The sequence below is a fragment of the Lysinibacillus sp. GW821-FHT14F06 genome (assembly GCF_058803665.1).
Genome location: NZ_JBXAPF010000002.1, coordinates 18,006 through 34,840, shown reverse-complemented (window position 1 = coordinate 34,840; position 16,835 = coordinate 18,006). Strand labels below are relative to the sequence as shown.

Sequence of the window (16,835 nt, the reverse complement as noted above, 5' to 3'; positions counted from 1 at the left end):
ATTAGCGCATATTGCCGATAATGGATGATCGGCTGTCCTGCATTTTCTTCACAAAATTTGTCATTGCATCAAAAGCTTCATTTCGTTTACTATTCATACTTTGCAGGCGCAGCATATCCATTTGCTGTGAGTTGTTTAGGGAATTGATTTGACCCTGTACTGTTTGAAGCTGCCCATCAATTTCTGTTTGCCTTGCTGTATCAGTTGTAGCTGTTTTTTCTGCATTCAATTGGTTAATTTGTTCATTTAAGCTAGCGAGTTGTTCATTTCTTCCTTGAACTTCTGTCAATTGTGTTTGTAATTGACTTTCTAATAGGTTAGTTCTTTGCTGTTGAACCATTATTAAGGCTGTTTCTAAATCGACAGAAGATAAATCAATGGGAGCCATCCCCTGATAGCTTACTCCTTGAATGGAAGCTGCAGATGATTGGTCTGCTCCTGCAAATAATAAACCAACGGCTAATGTGCTACCAATAACTAATTTTTTCATACGAATATCCTCCTAAAAAATGATAAGGGAAGAATTAAACACTATTTCTACATTCCCTAAAAAAATAGTTTAGCGTACCAAGGTTAAATTTAGTTTAAAAAAATTTAGGACTTTAGAAGGGAAATTATGAAAAAATGTTGATTTCGCTTATGACTACTCCCTCTACATCAAATTTTATTGACAAAGATAGTAAGCGTACTTATTATTATTAATAAGTGCACTTACTAATTTAAGAATGGGTGAGTAATTATGTGGAAATATGAAAATTCGATTATTACTGAAGCTACACCAGAAGCTATTTGGAAGCTATATAACAATGTTGATAAATGGAAAAAATGGGACAGTAGTATAATGGAAGTAATAATTGATGGGCCATTTGAAGAAGGTATCACAGGGTATTTAACACTTCTAGGACAGGAACCTTTACTATTTACGCTTACAGAAGTGAAAGAAAATAAACTTTTCACCAATACCACAATTCTCGAACAGTTAAGCATTAAGATGGATTTTCGTCATGAAATAGAAGTTCTTGGTTTGCAGACAAAGGTGACACATAGTGTTATCCTATCAGGACCGAATGCGGGATTGATTGGCAATAAAATTGGCCCTATGATTACACAAGGAATTCCGAGTAGTATGTCCAATTTAAACCAGCTTGCTAGAGGTGACCTCTCATGAAGCAAAGATATTGGATAGGGGTTGTATCCGAAGAACATGTTAAAATAGGTGAAAAAGCTGGGTTTGCACAACTATGTCATGGAAAATATGAACCTTTAAAGAGAATGAATGCAGGAGATTGGTTAATATACTATTCGCCAAAAACCAAATATCCAGAAGGAAATCCTCTTCAAGCTTTTACTGCTATTGGAACGGTTAAGTCAGGAAATATTTATCGAGTGGAAATGGCTCCTCAATTTATTCCCTACAGGTTGGACATATTGTATCAGCCTTGCCACAATGTAAGTTTTGTACATATCAAATCAAAGCTAACATTCGTATCTGAAAATGCCAATGTAGGTTTACTATTTCGTAGAGGACATTTTGAAGTAACTAAACAAGATTTTATAACAATTGCAAATGCAATGGGGGTGGATTTTAGTGGAATGGAAATCAAAGTTTAATGATCCAAAAGAAAGCTCAGGTTTTTTATTATGGCAAGTTACACAAGCTTGGCAAAGGATGATTACAAAGGAACTGAGCAGGATAGATCTGACACATGTCCAGTTTGTGCTATTAACTGCGTGTGATTATCTACATGTAAATGGTGAAACGGTTACTCAAAAAAGACTCGCAGATTTTACAAAATTAAATAGTATGATGGTTTCAGATGTTGTCAGAACACTTGAGGCTAAAGGATTTATTTGTAGAAACAAAAACCCTTTAGATAAGCGTGAAATACTACTTTCACCAACAGAGGAAGGTTCTAATAAAATTAAAATAGCGTTACCAATTGTTGAAAATACGGATGCCCAATTTTTCATGCCTATTCAGGATAAACAACATAGTTTTAACAAGGAGCTACTCTCACTGCTATCTCTAAAAGCAGAAGTGGATGAGTGAGAGTTTTAATGTAGAGAAAAATCATTTATGTAAAACCTAATTTGTGTGAGAAATCAATTTGGGAGACGTTGATTTCTCGCGCTTTTTATTTAACAGAAATATACATATTCCAACCTCTTTTATGATACGCTAAACCAACATATTAAAATACAATAAATGGCGGAGGTGAACATAGATGAAAATGAGAAATCAATATACTTGTCCGTTAGAATTAACACATGATATAACACGAGGAAAATGGAAGCCTATCATTCTATGGCAACTTGCCAAAGGACCTACTTCACTTTCACAACTTGTTAGAGATATTCAATGAATTACTCAAAAAGTGTTATTAGAGCATCTAAGCGATTTAATGGAATTCAACAGTATAGAAAAAACCTCTTTTGAAGGATATCCATTAAAAGTAGAGTATCGTTTAAGCTAGAGAGGTAAAAAACTCTACGAAGCAGTAGAAATTATGCAAAATGTGGGCATTCAATTGATGCAGGAGCATGGAATGGAAGATTTCTTAAGAATGAGGGGATTCATTGAATAAAAAAGATACTTACGAAAAAGTGGGTACTGTTCGATAGTTTCAAAGCTCCGTATACTATTTCTAGACCATTGAATTAGAAAGGAGTATATACCTAAATGAACAATTTACAGAATTCAGTTAACAGGCTGCTAGAACAGCAAAATACGGCATTCGTAGGCTCCATCGATCATGAGGGGTTTCCTCAAGTGAAGGCCATGCTTGCACCACGCGTAAGGGAGGGCTTTCATGCTTTTTATTTTACAACGAATACGTCCTCTATGCGGGTAGCTCAATTTCGTAATGAACAAAGGGCAAGCGTTTACTTTTGCAATCAAAAGCGTTTTGAAGGGGTAATGTTCAAGGGAACTATGGAAGTGTTAGAGGATCCGGCATCTAAGGAGTTAATCTGGCAAGATGGCGATACACTTTATTATCCACTTGGTGTAACGGATCCTGATTACTGTGTATTAAAATTTACCTGCTTGTCTGGAAGATACTATAACAATTTTTCTTCCAAAACCTTTGAAGTGTAAATAGAAAATTCCTCGTTCTACGGTATGCTAGAAGCTATGAAGTCTGCATAAGCGTGTGGACTTTTTTTAATGCTTTTTCCTATTGAACGTGAAGGTTTGAGTGCGTAATGGTGATAGAAAAAAACTTTTTTTGTTTTTTTAAAAATAAAATGAACTTTTTATGATCCCTGTTTGTATAGTAAGTGAAATACAATATAGGGAGGTTATATTTTGGAACTTATTGTTAAGGATATTGTGAAAAAATTTAATGGTGTAAACGTATTGGACGGTGTATCAACTACATTTAAATGGGGCTACTGCTATTTATTGCTAGGTCAAAATGGTGCCGGGAAATCTACATTATCAAAGTGTATGGCAGGCGATCTAAAATCAGATAATGGTTCTATACAAATTCAGGGTTCGTCCGTTAATGTACACGAGCAGGTAGCGCTACAATATCAATTTTTTTCGAGTTATCAGCATCTTAAAATTCGCGAAGTGATTGCTCTTTTTACTACATTGACGAATAATAGGGTTGATTTGGGTGAGCTATATGAAATATTAGGGTTACCGACGTATGATCATATTTTGTTGAAAAATGCGTCAGGTGGTCAGCGAAAAGCAGTATCCATATTCCTTTCTTTTTTATTAAATAAACCAATCATCATATTAGATGAGCCATTTGCTGATTTAGATTTAACAAAGAAAAAGCAATTGATGTTTTACCTACAAAAGGAAATTAGTCAGCGTAATAAATTGCTCATTATTATTAGTCATGATGTGGCAGGATTAGAGCCATTATTTGATTATGTTGTCATCCTAAAAGAGGGTAAAATCATTGAAAATGCTACGCAAGATGAGCTTTATCATAAATATACAGATGCAAGATTACCGGGAATTGAAGGTCTTTATTACGAAGCGACAGGTCAAATTTTAGGAGGAAAAGCAGGATGATTAAGAAAATTGCACGTATGTATATGTTGGAAAGTATTCGTAACCCAGGAATGGCTATTGGAAATTTGTTACCAGGATTTATGTTTATGACCGTATCATTTTTTGCTAAAAGCGTGATGACTGAAGAATCATTTAATTTTTTGATTAAAGGTCAGTTTTTACCGATTTCTATAATTATGCTAATCTTCTTCTTTTCTTTTTCTAGTGCTACAATCTATTTAGCTGATATGAAAGCCAATAAAACCCTCCAATGGGTGCAACGAACAGGCATTAAGCCACACACTTACTATATAGGGATGGGAATTGGCGTCTTTACCTTATTAAATCTATTTTTAGTGTTACTACTCACTGGTTACTCATTTATTATTGATATTTCATTATCATCATTTTTACTAATTATTTTAATAAGTAATTTTGTATTACTAGCACTGTATCCATTGAGCTTTATATTGGCAGGTCTATTTAAAAATGAAAAAGTGGCAACAAGTATGCTTGTACCGATTATGTTGTTATTTATGTTTTCCATACAAATGACATCGATGTTTTTAACATTAGCGGAGAAAAATCCCCAAGATTATTTTATTTTCCTAATTTGGAATCCGATGCTATATTTATATGATAGCTTGCAAGTGTCTTTAAATTTAATGGGTGAAACATGGCTTCCACAATATCAATATTGTATAATTTTAGCAGTTCTAAGCTTGGTGTTAGCTACCATTGCTAAAAAAGTATATACCAGTAAGTAGGTGATTTTATGGGAATTGGATGGATTGTGTCTCTTATTTTTGGAGGCATCATGATGGTAGTAATCATAGTGATTGCTATTTCACTAGAACGAAAATATATTGTACGTGAGAATGGGAGAATTAACTATAAAAAAACAACTATTTTTTTACGCTGGAATGTGCTTGATACATTAACGCTTGTCTTATCTATTTATACAATACTTTGTGTACAGGCACTAAACATGCTCGTATCTTCTGGTCAAACAGTCGAAAATCCATATGTGCAATTTTTTACAAATCAATCACAGGTATGGGTTACTGTTGACATCCTTTATTTAGTAACTCGCGTTTCAAATACGATGAAGGCCATTAAGGCTCATTGGGGGGATGAGCTAGATGATGAGCAATGAGGAGTGGATGGAGGTCTATAAAAGTGGCGGTATTGAGGGCTTTGAACAGCTCTATAGTCGTTTGTATGAGCCTCTGTACTGCTTTTTATTTCGCTATACTCGTGAGGAGCAGCTAAGCATTGATATTGTACAAGATGCCTTTGAGCGTTTACAATATATAAAGCAGGATTTTGATCAACAAAAGGGAACGGTGAAGGCATTTTTATTTCAAATCGCGTATCGTTTAATGATCAATAAATTAAATCGACGTAAAAAGTGGCGCACACTCTTTCCGTTTTTAGTACCAACAGAAAGCCGTCGTCTATCAACTGATGAAAAATTAACGATTCAAGAAGCCATACTTCAATTACCTGAAAAGCAACGAGCTGTTATTTTGCTTGTGTATTATCATGATTTGCCACAGGAGGAAATTGCACAAATCTTGTCCATCCCACTTGGTACCGTTAAATCCAGATTACATAATGCGATAAAGACTTTAAAGGAAGAGCTAAAGGAGGATTTCGATGCTTAAAAATGAATTTCACAAGGAGCAATGGCTAAAAGACAGCTTAGATCATGATAAAGTAGAGATTCCCAAGCAGCTAATAACACATAAGAAAAGTCGCTGGCAACGTTTTATCCAGTATTTAGCCTCTCCTACAAAAGATCCATTAGAGCCTATTTGTTCATCCTCAGTCGGCTACACTTCTTTGAAACTATTGCCCATCGTCACGGCTGTATTTATTACAATTATTCAAATTTTGTTACAATAAAATGAATAACTCTTAAATATTTCACTGCCACAGTCATTAGATTGTGGTATTTTTAATGAATAGAGTACTATTTATTGTATAAATTAAGGGAATATATGGATTTGTCTTGGGGGTGAATACTTTGAAGGTTTTTAGAAACATACCACAGCCAAACAAGATAAGAGGTCAGCTTCATAGAGCACTTATACTCATTACTTTTATCATTGGACTTTGTATATTTATTCCAACGCTTTTCATTGAATTTCGGCAAACCATTCATCATCAAAATGAAGAGATGGTGAATTATTTAAATACTCAAACATATTTTTTTGAAAGCTGGTTAACAGAACGTTCCGGCGATATACATACTATTGCTAATTTAGACTTCGTAAAAGGTTTTGATTATAAAAAGGCTCAACCTTTTTTTCAAGACTTTAAAGATAAAACCGATTTTGCTGACTTGATCTTTGTCAATAAAGATGGCATTGTGCAATTTGATACCGTTACTGAATTTACAACAAATGGGACGGGTGTAAATGTACAAGATCGTGAGTATTTTCAGATTGCTAAAAAAACACAACAACCCTACATCACAGATATTTTAATCAGTAAAGTTACCAATCAGCCTATTGTTGCATTTGCTTCACCTATGTTGAATGAGCAGCAACAATTTAATGGAGTAGTTTTTGGAACCGTGAATGTCCAGACAATCAATCAACTACTACATGAATCAAGAGTCGGCTTTCTTGGACATGCCTATATTATGAATCAGGATGGCATGATGCTGACTGCATTAAATGTCAAAAAAAATGATAACTCATCTGAACATTTCAAAGTGGATGAGCATATTCTTAACTTTGCTGTCAATAATACTGCAAATGACCTTCATATTTATAAAGACATGAACAGGAAATGGGTGTTTGCGAAAAGTAAGCCGATCAATCAAGGGAAATGGTTTATTATTTCAGAAATTGGTTTATTCGATGCATTAAAGCCACTCATTATTAGATTTCTCCTTATAGCCTTATGCATTGTCATAGGCTCATTCTTTACCATTAGAGTTATGCTTCAGCTTTCAAAAAAAATTGAAGAACCTATTCAACAGCTTCTTACAGGTGTTGGAAAGGTACAGCAAGGAAATTATGAGTATCAAATAAATGAACAGCAGCTGGCGCCTTATGCACAGGAATTTCAAGAGCTTTGTTCATCCTTTAATGACATGAGCACCAAGGTCAGACAGGATACAATTTTATTGAAGGAATTATCAGTAACCTGTCAGCTGACAAAGCTCTATAACCGCCGTTATTTGATTGAGCAGGGAGAACTTGTTTTTGAGAAATGTTTAGAAGATGAAGATGCATGTTCATGTATAGCCATTGATATTGATTTTTTTAAAAAGGTTAATGATACTTATGGACATTTAATTGGTGATGAAGTGTTAAAGCATGTGGCCAACATCATTTCTAATTCCGTGCGAAGAGTTGATCTGATTACAAGGTATGGGGGAGAGGAGTTTGTTATTTTATCACCAGATACAACAATAGAAAGTGCCATAAAAATAGCAGAAAGAGTTCGCGAAAATGTAGAAGCAAATCCATTTACGAACGACCAGTTAAAGATCAATGTAACAGTGAGTATCGGCATTGCAGAATACGGTCAATCCAGCGATGTTTCAACATTTTATGAGCTGCTTGATAAGGCTGATCAAGCTCTTTACATTGCCAAGGAAAGTGGTAGAAATCAACTTAGAGTGTATGATAGTACTAATCAAGTAGACACGAACATTTAAATAGCTAAGAAGGTATTTTAGATGAAGGAGATTATATTAAATATATTACAAGAAATTGAAAATAAGCATCAAATAAAAATTCTTTATGCAGTAGAATTTTAAAGGTAATGTTTGCCTAAATATAGCGGTTTGAGTGGGGGTTAGTTATAAACTAGCCCCAGTTTCGATAGCACAATCAAACGTGTCGATAATTTTTCTTCCATTTCTCTCAGTACATGCCTTAATGCATGAACGGCATCGCTTTTGAAAGATTATGTGGAGAAAGTGAAATTTCATGAAAAGGCTAGGGCTAAACAATAAGTGTATTAGTTGTGGGGCAGACGAAAAAGCACCTCAGTGTGATTACAAGTGGACTTGTAATTGTGGTTATCCGGAGTGTTGGATAAGAGAAGATGGTACTTATCATTGTAATAATTGCGATCACGACACAAATCCAAGAGCATACGTATAGCTTGTACATAAGGTTAATAATAAAAGAGGTATAAATTTGGAGGAATCCATTAAAATCAAAATTCAAAAGCTTCTCACTTTAGCAAAAGATGCTACGGATGAAGAATCACAAACGGCTATGTTACATGCAAGAAAGCTTATGTTGAAACACAATATTCAGGAATTAGAATTAGTTTCTAGTTTTGTTAATGATAAAACAGTAGTTAATGAAAGAGTATATAGAAATAAATTAATTTGGTGGCATAGAAAATTGGCACAAATTATAGCCCGTCATTTTAGATGCAGCTACTATCGAAATACATATGGGGTTGGGGAATACGAACCTACCATGAAAGTACGTCAGAAAGCGTTAGAAACTGGATTTATGCAGAGTAGATTATCCTCATAAACGTTGGGGCGATTGAAAAAAATGCATAGAAGGAAGGATGGAGAAAATGGGTTATAATATACTTTACCATGTAGTTCCGAAAGAAAATTTCAAAGCAGGAGATAGGGTTTTCTTAAAAGGTGAAAAATAGCCTGTATACGATAAAAATGGACGTTCTTTATTGGTTGCAGAAAATGGAGAATTTCTATTTACTAACGAGTTAATGAATTAAGCCGTTAATGAATGGGAGTTAGAAGCAATCGAGAATTGCTAAACATTCTGAGCATTAGGTTTAAAAAAGGGCACTTGTAAGTGCCCGCAGAAAAATATGGTTATTTACGATTGTCGTCAGTAAATGATGTTATGTCATTTGTCATTTTGCCAACAGAAGTAAAAGTTTCATCTAATGCTTTACTGATTTCATCTAATGCTTTGTCGATTTTTTCTGATTGAGGATGATTTTTATCAATCTTACCAATAATAATATTTTTCCATAGGAAATTTTTTTTCATTACCATCGCCTCCTAATAAGGAGTATACAATATAAAGCTATGTGAGTTTCAAAAAAATGTAGTTTCATAAGAGAAATGTTTTTTTCAGAAAGGATTAAGGAGATGGAATTAATCTAGTTACTGAACACTTTGAGAAAATTATGTATCATTTAGAAAAATACAAAAATTATTGAGGTGTAAAATGGATATAAAATTTGTAAAAGTTGAAGTCTTATTACCAGAAGAATACATTGAACAATTAAGAAATGAACTAAATAAATTAGGAGTTTTAACAGTCGGTAATTATGACCATGTTGTTTCTTATACTGTTACAAAAGGGTATTGGAGACCACTTGACAAAGCTGTACCTTACGGTGGAGAGATTGGAGAAATTTCATTCGGAACTGAATGTAAGTTGGAATTTAGATGTCTATATTCAAAAATAGAAGAAGTAAAAAATATAATAAATGTTATCCATCCTTATGAGGAACCTATTATAAATGTAATTCCTTTAATAAACTAATAGGTCTGATGTAGTTACATTTATGAAATGTGCCAAATGAAGAAAATAGCTATCGAATAAAAGGGATGGCAAAAGAGAGAATCTTATAATGAGTGATAGTCTATGTATATTCATGATAGTAACTTTGTAAAGGAAGTTGCCTATTGTAAAAAAGACGTAGTATTGTCAAACCACTGAACAATGTGAAGAAGGCTTACAGCATGAGGAGGATTATTTTTGATTGTATACACTGTTCAACCTGAATTTATTTATAAAAGAATGCGAGAGCAAGGATACTTAGAAGGTGATAAGAAAATTGCTATGTTTCCCAAAGCCTACGAATGGATGGTATTTCAAATGGAAAAACGTATAGCCAATTGTAAAGTGGAAAACAACCCAATATGGTTATGGCAAAGAAGACCAAGCGGAAATGAAAAAGCACTTGCAACAAAAGGAGAAAGATGGGTTATTTTAAAATTAGATATTCCAGAGAATAGAATTTTATGGTCGTCATTCGAACAATGGCATTCGATCTTAAACGAAAGTCCAATAACTTATAATGAAAAAGAATTTGATTATTTTAAAGAAAGAGGATTTCCTAAAGAAGAAGTTTCAAAAACTTGGGAACGATTATTTGACCATGAGTGGTTAGCAAGTAGACCAACTGAATGGGGAGGTAATTATAAAGAGCATTGGATGCAAGGTGTTACTCCGCGAATTACAATGGAGCAAGTTAAGAAAGTTACACGCTTTATAGGCAAAGGATAACGTTTGAAGATTGAAGAATAGTAGAAAAAATTTTGTGGTAAGGAGAATTAATTATGAAAGTGCCGAAAGAAATCCAAGAAGCGATTAAGGGAGCAGGTGCGTTATTTGAGATAGCAAGAGAATATGAAAAGATTGTTAGAGATTGGCTTGATAGCAAAGGGCTTAAGGAAAATGATACAGTAGCAGACCAATATATTGACTGTATCGAAAACGGAAGTAACTGGACAGAGCCTTTATTGATTTTTTGAAAGCTTACTGAACACTGGATAAAAAATGTGCAGTAAAAATTTGTGAGTTAATTAGTGAATTTAGATAACTTATCAACTTCTTCAGGAGTAATATTTTTAACCTTATATGAAATTACGGCCTTATTTGAAATCATTTTATACTTTTCTGAAGATTCACCATGCGGTATACGAAAAGTGATGTTAATTAGTTTAAATGGTGGATTGTGTGCACCTTCAAAAGAAATAACCCTTAAACTGACATCATAGTAGTCATTTTGTCTATTTCTTTCAATTTTTTCGATTCTTCCATAATCGAATAATTGATTATCACCGTATGAAGACATTGTTTCAAGGATTGGTAGACCTAAATCACGTAAAAAGGCTAACTCTATCACACTCGGGGGTTGATCTTGAGGAAAATATTCTATATCTGATTTAGCAAAAGCAGAATTTATTGCCAGGAAACTCAATAAAAGTAACGAGATGATTATTATTTTTCTCATATAAAAAGTTTCCTTTCAGTATTTGTTCTTGTTATTTGCAAATTAAAAAATTTTATGTATCTGATTTCAAATAAAAATCAAATTAAACTGAACATTATGAGGTTCATGACTATTAATAGGGCACTTAGTCGAAAGTAACCCTATAAAGGAGAGCCCTTATGGTCACGGGCGGAAGTGACCATAAGTAACAGATTGGGAGGTACCTAGTTAAACTAGTTTAGCTTAACACTACTATTTATATGATTAGATAACATGGGCTATATAGTTCATTGCCTTTGAAATAGATAAAAAATAAAAAAGCTGCGGCGGTCAACCAACGCCACAGCCTATATAAAGTGCGTGCGATACACTTAATATTATTGTGTGTAAAATAGGGTTCTCTATACATTAAAAAACCCCAGCTTTAAACTGGGGAACGGTTTGTCTTAGATGAAATTGATCATGAAATGGGTGAACTCTTATGGAAAATAGAAAATAATGAGTACTACCATGAATACTATGAAAGAATCCCTGTGACGATTGTCTCTCCGCAAAATTGGATATTAAACCAAGACAACAGGTCAATAAAATTTGTAATAAGTTAAAAAAACAAGGACTTTTAAAAGGAGAAGTTAAATAATGTTGTTCTTGCTCCAAAGGCAAATTTCGCAAATTAAACTATACAAAGGAAGATGAACAGAATTGTCATAAACCACTACATTCAATAACAGTCAAAGGTAAAAAGGGTTACAAAACTTTTTGTGATGGAACGGCCAGTTTACGTAATGCTGTTGAAACCTACTTTGAATTTAAAGTGAGGTAAAATGTCACGCCTGTTGATCAACCAAATTCCTCCAAAATCTTTTTACTGTGACAAGGCTCTCATATTTTTATATCAAAAATAAATAACTTTATTATCATTTTACAAATATCAACTGATGTTCCTGGCATGTTTAATATGTGAATTTTAGGTGAGTTTCTTCTATTATATAGACCTTATGTTAGCAGTATGCTTTTGATTAATACTATTAATGGTTTACATAACAACTGAAAAAAGCATTAACAAGAAAGGGAAAATCCTTATCGTTAATGCCTTTTATTTTCACTTTTACTAAATGGATCTTTTATAAGCATGCATTGTCGAAGTATATTGGAATACTTTAGGGTTGACTAGTCCCTCACGTAAATCCATCATCCCTAACTGTCCCATTCTATTCAGTAAAGGAATCAACCAATTACCACTTGGTGCACCTTGTAACACTTTAATTTGATCAGATGATAACTTTGAAACTTTACTAGCATCAATCGGTTCTTTGGCATTTTCTATCGTTTCTTGAAAAGCTTTCGTATCAACTTTATACATATTTTCGCCAACTTGTTCAGTAAAACCTTTGTATCCGTAAGCTCCTCGAAGTATAAATAGCCTTATACTCATATCTTCCATAGAAACCATTTTTAAATACACCTCTCTTCAATGGATTCTTAAATTATAAATGTGGAATATTTAAAGTTCTTTCAATGGTGTTCCAAGGGTAACTACTTGAAGTACAATTAAACTTATATAATGCAGAAGTTCCACTTGAGATTTTTAAGTCTGAATTAAAAGTTACTGTATAATAAAACCCATCTACAATTCTGTCATTATTAGAATCTATGGAAGCAACATTAATTTTATAATCACGATTTTGATAAGTAATACGTTCATCATCTAACCATTGATTTTCACTTCCATAACCAACTTGCATCACTCCTATGGAAACTTTGCCTGAAACTGCATGAGAAGTTTGCGTGCGAAGATCCTCAGTATATTCATTGCTTGTTCCGACTTGTGATGCTATTTGATCAATATAGAGAGCTGTTAATGGTGGCGCTGGACCTCTTAGAACTGGACTATTATTTACTTCTTCTTTAATTTTAGTAGCCTCATCTGAAGTTACTAATGTAATTGTCCAATCAGGATGTTCTGTTTTTAGATTTTCAATTAATGGATCTACTTCAAGCTTATCTTTTTCTACTTCTGAAGCTTCAGCTGTATTTAGCCCCAAAAAGCCACTTGTTAAAATTCCAACAGCTAGTAAATATTTCTTCATATACAACTTCTCCTTTTACATTATTTGTAACACATTGTAATTATCGGATAAAAAATAGGATACTTAACAATATTTAACAAAATTAATAATTGGTTATTTAATAGACTTATTATCACTTCAGAAAATGTTCTTTTAAGTAGATCTTATCTGAACAATTTAGCGTGTGTTTTGTTCCAAAACTCTCCCTTTTCTGAACACATGTGTTTTTGATTAGAAAGGGGAATTTTTTATTGCTTTAAATGTAATAAAACCCTGTTCATTATTCTATGTTCAATAACGAACTCAATTTCATCTTATGTTACCATGAAATCAAAGCAAAAAGGAGAAAGAGTGATACTTGATGTTAATTGGATATGCACGTGTGTCGACAGGATTACAAAATTTAGATTTACAAACAGATGCGTTAACACAATATGGTTGTACAAAAATTTTTCACGATAAAATGAGCGGGGCAAAAAAACAACGTCCAGGTTAAGAGGAAGTACTTCAGTATGCACGTGAAGGCGACACAATTGTCGTTTGACGATTGGACCGACTAGGATGTAATATGCAAGAATTGATTCAAATTGTGAACAGCTTAAATGAGCGTGGTGTTGGCTTTCATAGTCTTCAAGAAAATCTAACAATGGACAAAAGTAATGCAACGAGGCAACTAATGTTTCACTTGTTCGCAGCATTTGCAGAATTTGAACGTAATCTAATCGAAGAACGATCTGCTGCAGACCAAGCAGCTGCAAAGGCGCGTGGACGTCTGGAGAAGTATGGACAAAAAGATATTGAAATGATGAAGGCTTTAATTGAAAGTGGTACACCGATTAAAGATGTTGCAGAAAAGTGGGGCGTGTCTCGGACGACAATTTATCGCTATTTAGAAAGAGAGAAGCCAGATACCTCTATAATACACGATCCGGTCAATTCCTGAAGTCTGCTTATGCACCACCGAAAACACCAGGTACACAGCTGGTATTGCTGATAAATATACAATGAAAATACTGATGAGCGGATTGATTATTTTAATAGTAGCATTGTCTTTATTTGCTTTAGGTACAGAGAATAAATACATTGCAGTTATTTCGATGATTTTTATTGGTACTAGTGTAGCATTGAATCCTGCGATGGTTGCGAGAGTAATGAAAACAGCTATTTTTACTACAGAAAGAAGAATTAAATGGTTTAAAGTTCGTAACACTTTCTTAATCAAACTTTATTTTAAACCAACACCACTAAAAAAAACAACGTCTATTTTAGGGGCTTTATTATTTATTGATATAAATATAGATAAACAATAGTGAGAATATGACAATGTAGAGTAATACCTTCAATTTGGTAGGTTTTTTATAAACATCATAAATTGATAATAGAATAAGAGTTGCTAATACAATTATTAGCGTAATTGTATTTAAATAAAAAATAATTAACAAACCTATTAATATCAATAAACTAGTTCTTATAGTTGTTTCTTTCATCTCTACATGCCCTCTTTCTTTAAATTAAGGAGTGCGAATAGTAGTAATTGGACCTTTAAGTAAGGTTTTTCTTGCAGAATCTTCATAAACATATGCAACCTTTTTTTCACTTACTGGAATGACTCCTTCATACTTATAATACCATTCTGTTGAGTAATATAAGTTTTCAAGGCTCATTTGATAAGCTAAATTCGCAATTTGGGAAACTATACTTACAGAAGCAAATGGTATTGTTGCAGATATAACAATTGTGATAGCACCAACAGTAAACCCTTTGATTTTATCTGAAGTTTTTGTTGTCATTTGATAAATCCAATCTGTAGTAGCTGCAAATGGTGTTATTTTAGAGTCTAAATTAATATTACTCTCATCTTGTATAGTATCACTATTTACTTTAATAATTTCTGTTGAAGTTTTGTCCTCGATTGTTGTTGTTATTGCTACTTCATCTACACTTATTGTAGTTGTTCTTTGTTCAGATTGTAATTCAAAATTACCTAAATTGTCCTTCTTGAAAATTTTACTAGAAACACCTTTAAAATCTTCATCAAATTCTTCTAATACTTTAAATGACTCTCCATTTTGTTCATACGTATACTCTAGTTTTCTATAGTCTGATGATCTAGTATCTTGAAAATTTGTTATTTCATCAGAAAATTTTAATGTTGATGCTGATACTCCACTATTGGGAAGTACGATAAGAAACGAAAATGCTACTAAAAAAACTAGTGAAACAATCCTAAACTTACTTTTTTTAATCAATTCAATCTCTCCTTATCATTTTAGAATAAAAACAATATAACATAAAACTTAGTAAGTATGTAAGAATTATAATAATAAAGGTAAATATAGGATGAATAGGTATAAAATATATTTAAATTAAGAAAATAATGGTTATTAATTTATTTTTTGGTTCTTCACCAAAACTTGTGGTTTATTTCCCATTAATTAAATAATTTTACATTTCCTTATAGAAGAAAAGCGAAAACTCACGTATCGTAATTGTTGCCTAAACAAACCACGAGAGGAGTTTTCGCTTTGTACTGCAAGTTTATCAAAATGCTATTACCGTTACCATCTTTTTTCGAAGTTTCTTTTCCATCTGATGAAGAACCAAATGTATTTCCTGTTACAGTAGGTGCTTATTCAGTGTCATGTCCTATTTGCCTGAGAAAAACAATTCGTCATGCACAAACATTACGTCGTTTTCGTCATGGCTATGCTTGGCACCTCGGATTGATTTGGATTAAGATGGCGATTCCATGTCATCGTTGTGTTGCTTGCAACCTCACATTTACCTATGACTTCGGTTTAGGAATTGTACAAGTGTCTTCGGCTATGTTTCGTAAAGAACTTGTAAGGCATTGCCACGGTCGCTCCATCTGATGTAGCACGTGAATATGAACTACCCTACACGACTGTTGAGCGTTGATATTACTTGCTGGCAGCTAATGAATTAACGGAAGAAATTGCCACAACTATCTGTGTAGACGAGCTCGCTTTGCGCAAAGGACATCATTATGCGACCAGTGTTTTAAATGCCGACACGGGTCGTATTTTGGCGATTGTTCCTCATCGAAATTAAGACGCCATTACTGCTACTTTACAGAAAGTAACAGGTCCAATTCGTACGGTGGTCAGTGATTTCGCTCCAGCGATGGCGAATGCGATACAAGCCGTTTATCCAACTGCGATTCATGTGCTGGATCGCTTTCATCTCTTGCAATTTTTCACCGATGCCCAGCAGCGAAGACGACGGTATTTAGGAGAAGCCAAAAAACATCATAAATCGCGATTCATTGACCGTTGTTTGGCACGAAAATCGGAACAATTAACCGATGAAGAATGTGGATTTGTTGCACAGTGGCACCAGGAAGATTTGCCTACAAAATACATTTATCAAGCATTGAATCATATGCGTTATGTACTGAAAGCGACAACGATGACATAAGCAAAACGACGATTAACAGAATGGTTTAAACGGTATCAATTTCATCTTTGTGGTGCCGTTTCTAAAATCGCAAAAACATTGATAACACGTGAAAAAGCATTGCTAGATACCATTATTTCACCGCTATCAAATGGCATGATGGAAGGCACAAATAATAAAATTAAACTCATCAAAAGACGTGGTTTTGGCTATTGAAATGAAGACCGTTTATTTCTTCGTTTACGTTTAGAAACAGGTTGCTGATCTTGTCACCCACGATTTTTGGTGAAGAGCCAATAAAAAGGAATTTTGGTCGGTAATACCCAACAAGATTTATGCATAACCTCTCTCTATAACAAAAATATAGATGGTTCAAA

General features: G+C 33.6%; 22 protein-coding genes and 3 pseudogenes. 19 read left to right on the top strand and 6 right to left on the bottom strand.

Features of this window, described 5'->3' with window-relative positions; translation table 11 throughout:
* Window position 1: 1 nt before the first annotated feature.
* Entirely contained in the window at window positions 2–490 is a 489-nt protein-coding gene (locus AC1RNS_RS02385) for a hypothetical protein (protein ID WP_492990522.1), read from the bottom strand.
* A 249-nt stretch (window positions 491–739) separates the two neighbouring features.
* Here AC1RNS_RS02385 and AC1RNS_RS02380 point away from each other — a divergent pair, with 249 nt between their 5' ends.
* The 12 genes from AC1RNS_RS02380 (at window position 740) to AC1RNS_RS02325 (ending at window position 8,523) form a co-directional block, all read left to right on the top strand.
* A complete protein-coding gene (locus AC1RNS_RS02380; protein ID WP_492990520.1) occupies window positions 740–1,168 on the top strand; it encodes an SRPBCC family protein in 429 nt (142 codons plus the stop codon).
* Complete coding sequence (locus tag AC1RNS_RS02375; protein ID WP_492990518.1) at window positions 1,165–1,611, top strand: EVE domain-containing protein; 447 nt, start codon at window positions 1,165–1,167, stop codon at window positions 1,609–1,611. Before AC1RNS_RS02380 ends, AC1RNS_RS02375 begins: the two co-directional genes overlap by 4 nt.
* Window positions 1,589–2,050 (top strand): MarR family winged helix-turn-helix transcriptional regulator, encoded by a 462-nt coding sequence (locus AC1RNS_RS02370; RefSeq protein ID WP_492990516.1) that lies wholly within the window; start codon window positions 1,589–1,591, stop codon window positions 2,048–2,050. Before AC1RNS_RS02375 ends, AC1RNS_RS02370 begins: the two co-directional genes overlap by 23 nt.
* 175 nt (window positions 2,051–2,225) lie before the next feature.
* Window positions 2,226–2,363, top strand: a complete 138-nt coding sequence (locus AC1RNS_RS02365; RefSeq protein ID WP_492990514.1) for a hypothetical protein — start codon at window positions 2,226–2,228, stop codon at window positions 2,361–2,363.
* Between the two features lie 317 nt (window positions 2,364–2,680).
* Complete coding sequence (locus tag AC1RNS_RS02360; protein WP_492990513.1) at window positions 2,681–3,097, top strand: pyridoxamine 5'-phosphate oxidase family protein; 417 nt, start codon at window positions 2,681–2,683, stop codon at window positions 3,095–3,097.
* Window positions 3,098–3,307: 210 nt separating this feature from the next.
* Entirely contained in the window at window positions 3,308–4,030 is a 723-nt protein-coding gene (locus AC1RNS_RS02355; RefSeq protein ID WP_492990512.1) for an ATP-binding cassette domain-containing protein, read from the top strand.
* Window positions 4,027–4,776 carry an ABC transporter permease gene (locus tag AC1RNS_RS02350; RefSeq protein ID WP_492990511.1) on the top strand — a complete coding sequence of 250 codons (750 nt, stop codon included), beginning with the start codon at window positions 4,027–4,029 and terminating at the stop codon, window positions 4,774–4,776. The genes AC1RNS_RS02355 and AC1RNS_RS02350 overlap by 4 nt, the downstream gene beginning before the upstream one ends.
* An 8-nt stretch (window positions 4,777–4,784) precedes the next feature.
* Window positions 4,785–5,165 carry a group-specific protein gene (locus tag AC1RNS_RS02345; RefSeq protein WP_492990510.1) on the top strand — a complete coding sequence of 127 codons (381 nt, stop codon included), beginning with the start codon at window positions 4,785–4,787 and terminating at the stop codon, window positions 5,163–5,165.
* A gap of 7 nt (window positions 5,166–5,172) precedes the next feature.
* Window positions 5,173–5,676 (top strand): RNA polymerase sigma factor, encoded by a 504-nt coding sequence (locus tag AC1RNS_RS02340; RefSeq protein ID WP_492990846.1) that lies wholly within the window; start codon window positions 5,173–5,175, stop codon window positions 5,674–5,676.
* Entirely contained in the window at window positions 5,669–5,917 is a 249-nt protein-coding gene (locus AC1RNS_RS02335) for a hypothetical protein (RefSeq protein WP_492990508.1), read from the top strand. Before AC1RNS_RS02340 ends, AC1RNS_RS02335 begins: the two co-directional genes overlap by 8 nt.
* A gap of 121 nt (window positions 5,918–6,038) precedes the next feature.
* Window positions 6,039–7,685 (top strand): sensor domain-containing diguanylate cyclase, encoded by a 1,647-nt coding sequence (locus AC1RNS_RS02330; protein WP_492990506.1) that lies wholly within the window; start codon window positions 6,039–6,041, stop codon window positions 7,683–7,685.
* Between the two features lie 487 nt (window positions 7,686–8,172).
* Entirely contained in the window at window positions 8,173–8,523 is a 351-nt protein-coding gene (locus tag AC1RNS_RS02325; RefSeq protein WP_492990504.1) for a DUF2786 domain-containing protein, read from the top strand.
* 311 nt (window positions 8,524–8,834) lie between these two features.
* Here AC1RNS_RS02325 and AC1RNS_RS02320 read toward each other — a convergent pair whose 3' ends face one another.
* Complete coding sequence (locus tag AC1RNS_RS02320) at window positions 8,835–9,014, bottom strand: hypothetical protein (RefSeq protein WP_492990502.1); 180 nt, start codon at window positions 9,012–9,014, stop codon at window positions 8,835–8,837.
* Window positions 9,015–9,195: 181 nt separating this feature from the next.
* On the opposite strand from AC1RNS_RS02320, the gene AC1RNS_RS02315 reads away from it, so the two are divergent.
* The 3 genes from AC1RNS_RS02315 (at window position 9,196) to AC1RNS_RS02305 (ending at window position 10,511) form a co-directional block, all read left to right on the top strand.
* Complete coding sequence (locus AC1RNS_RS02315; protein ID WP_492990501.1) at window positions 9,196–9,516, top strand: cytochrome C biogenesis protein; 321 nt, start codon at window positions 9,196–9,198, stop codon at window positions 9,514–9,516.
* 216 nt (window positions 9,517–9,732) lie between these two features.
* Window positions 9,733–10,263 carry a DUF3841 domain-containing protein gene (locus tag AC1RNS_RS02310; RefSeq protein ID WP_492990500.1) on the top strand — a complete coding sequence of 177 codons (531 nt, stop codon included), beginning with the start codon at window positions 9,733–9,735 and terminating at the stop codon, window positions 10,261–10,263.
* Window positions 10,264–10,316: 53 nt separating this feature from the next.
* Entirely contained in the window at window positions 10,317–10,511 is a 195-nt protein-coding gene (locus tag AC1RNS_RS02305; RefSeq protein ID WP_492990498.1) for a hypothetical protein, read from the top strand.
* 47 nt (window positions 10,512–10,558) lie between these two features.
* Here AC1RNS_RS02305 and AC1RNS_RS02300 read toward each other — a convergent pair whose 3' ends face one another.
* From AC1RNS_RS02300 to AC1RNS_RS02290, 3 genes are all read right to left on the bottom strand, one after another.
* Window positions 10,559–10,993 carry a hypothetical protein gene (locus AC1RNS_RS02300; protein WP_492990496.1) on the bottom strand — a complete coding sequence of 145 codons (435 nt, stop codon included), beginning with the start codon at window positions 10,991–10,993 and terminating at the stop codon, window positions 10,559–10,561.
* Window positions 10,994–12,083: 1,090 nt separating this feature from the next.
* A complete protein-coding gene (locus tag AC1RNS_RS02295; protein WP_492990495.1) occupies window positions 12,084–12,425 on the bottom strand; it encodes a hypothetical protein in 342 nt (113 codons plus the stop codon).
* Window positions 12,426–12,459: 34 nt separating this feature from the next.
* On the bottom strand, window positions 12,460–13,062 hold the full coding sequence (locus tag AC1RNS_RS02290; protein ID WP_492990494.1) for a DUF4879 domain-containing protein: 603 nt from the start codon (window positions 13,060–13,062) through the stop codon (window positions 12,460–12,462).
* Window positions 13,063–13,402: 340 nt separating this feature from the next.
* Between AC1RNS_RS02290 and AC1RNS_RS02285 the strand changes: the two are divergent.
* Window positions 13,403–13,984 (top strand): annotated as a pseudogene (locus AC1RNS_RS02285) (recombinase family protein).
* Window positions 13,985–14,030: 46 nt separating this feature from the next.
* Window positions 14,031–14,204: pseudogene (locus AC1RNS_RS02280) on the top strand (MFS transporter); the annotation flags it as partial.
* 348 nt (window positions 14,205–14,552) lie between these two features.
* On the opposite strand, the gene AC1RNS_RS02275 reads toward AC1RNS_RS02280, so the two are convergent.
* Complete coding sequence (locus AC1RNS_RS02275; RefSeq protein ID WP_492990492.1) at window positions 14,553–15,290, bottom strand: hypothetical protein; 738 nt, start codon at window positions 15,288–15,290, stop codon at window positions 14,553–14,555.
* Window positions 15,291–15,566: 276 nt separating this feature from the next.
* Here AC1RNS_RS02275 and AC1RNS_RS02270 point away from each other — a divergent pair, with 276 nt between their 5' ends.
* Window positions 15,567–15,914, top strand: a complete 348-nt coding sequence (locus AC1RNS_RS02270; protein WP_492990490.1) for a hypothetical protein — start codon at window positions 15,567–15,569, stop codon at window positions 15,912–15,914.
* Between the two features lie 52 nt (window positions 15,915–15,966).
* Window positions 15,967–16,674: pseudogene (locus AC1RNS_RS02265) on the top strand (ISL3 family transposase).
* Window positions 16,675–16,835 lie beyond the last annotated feature (161 nt).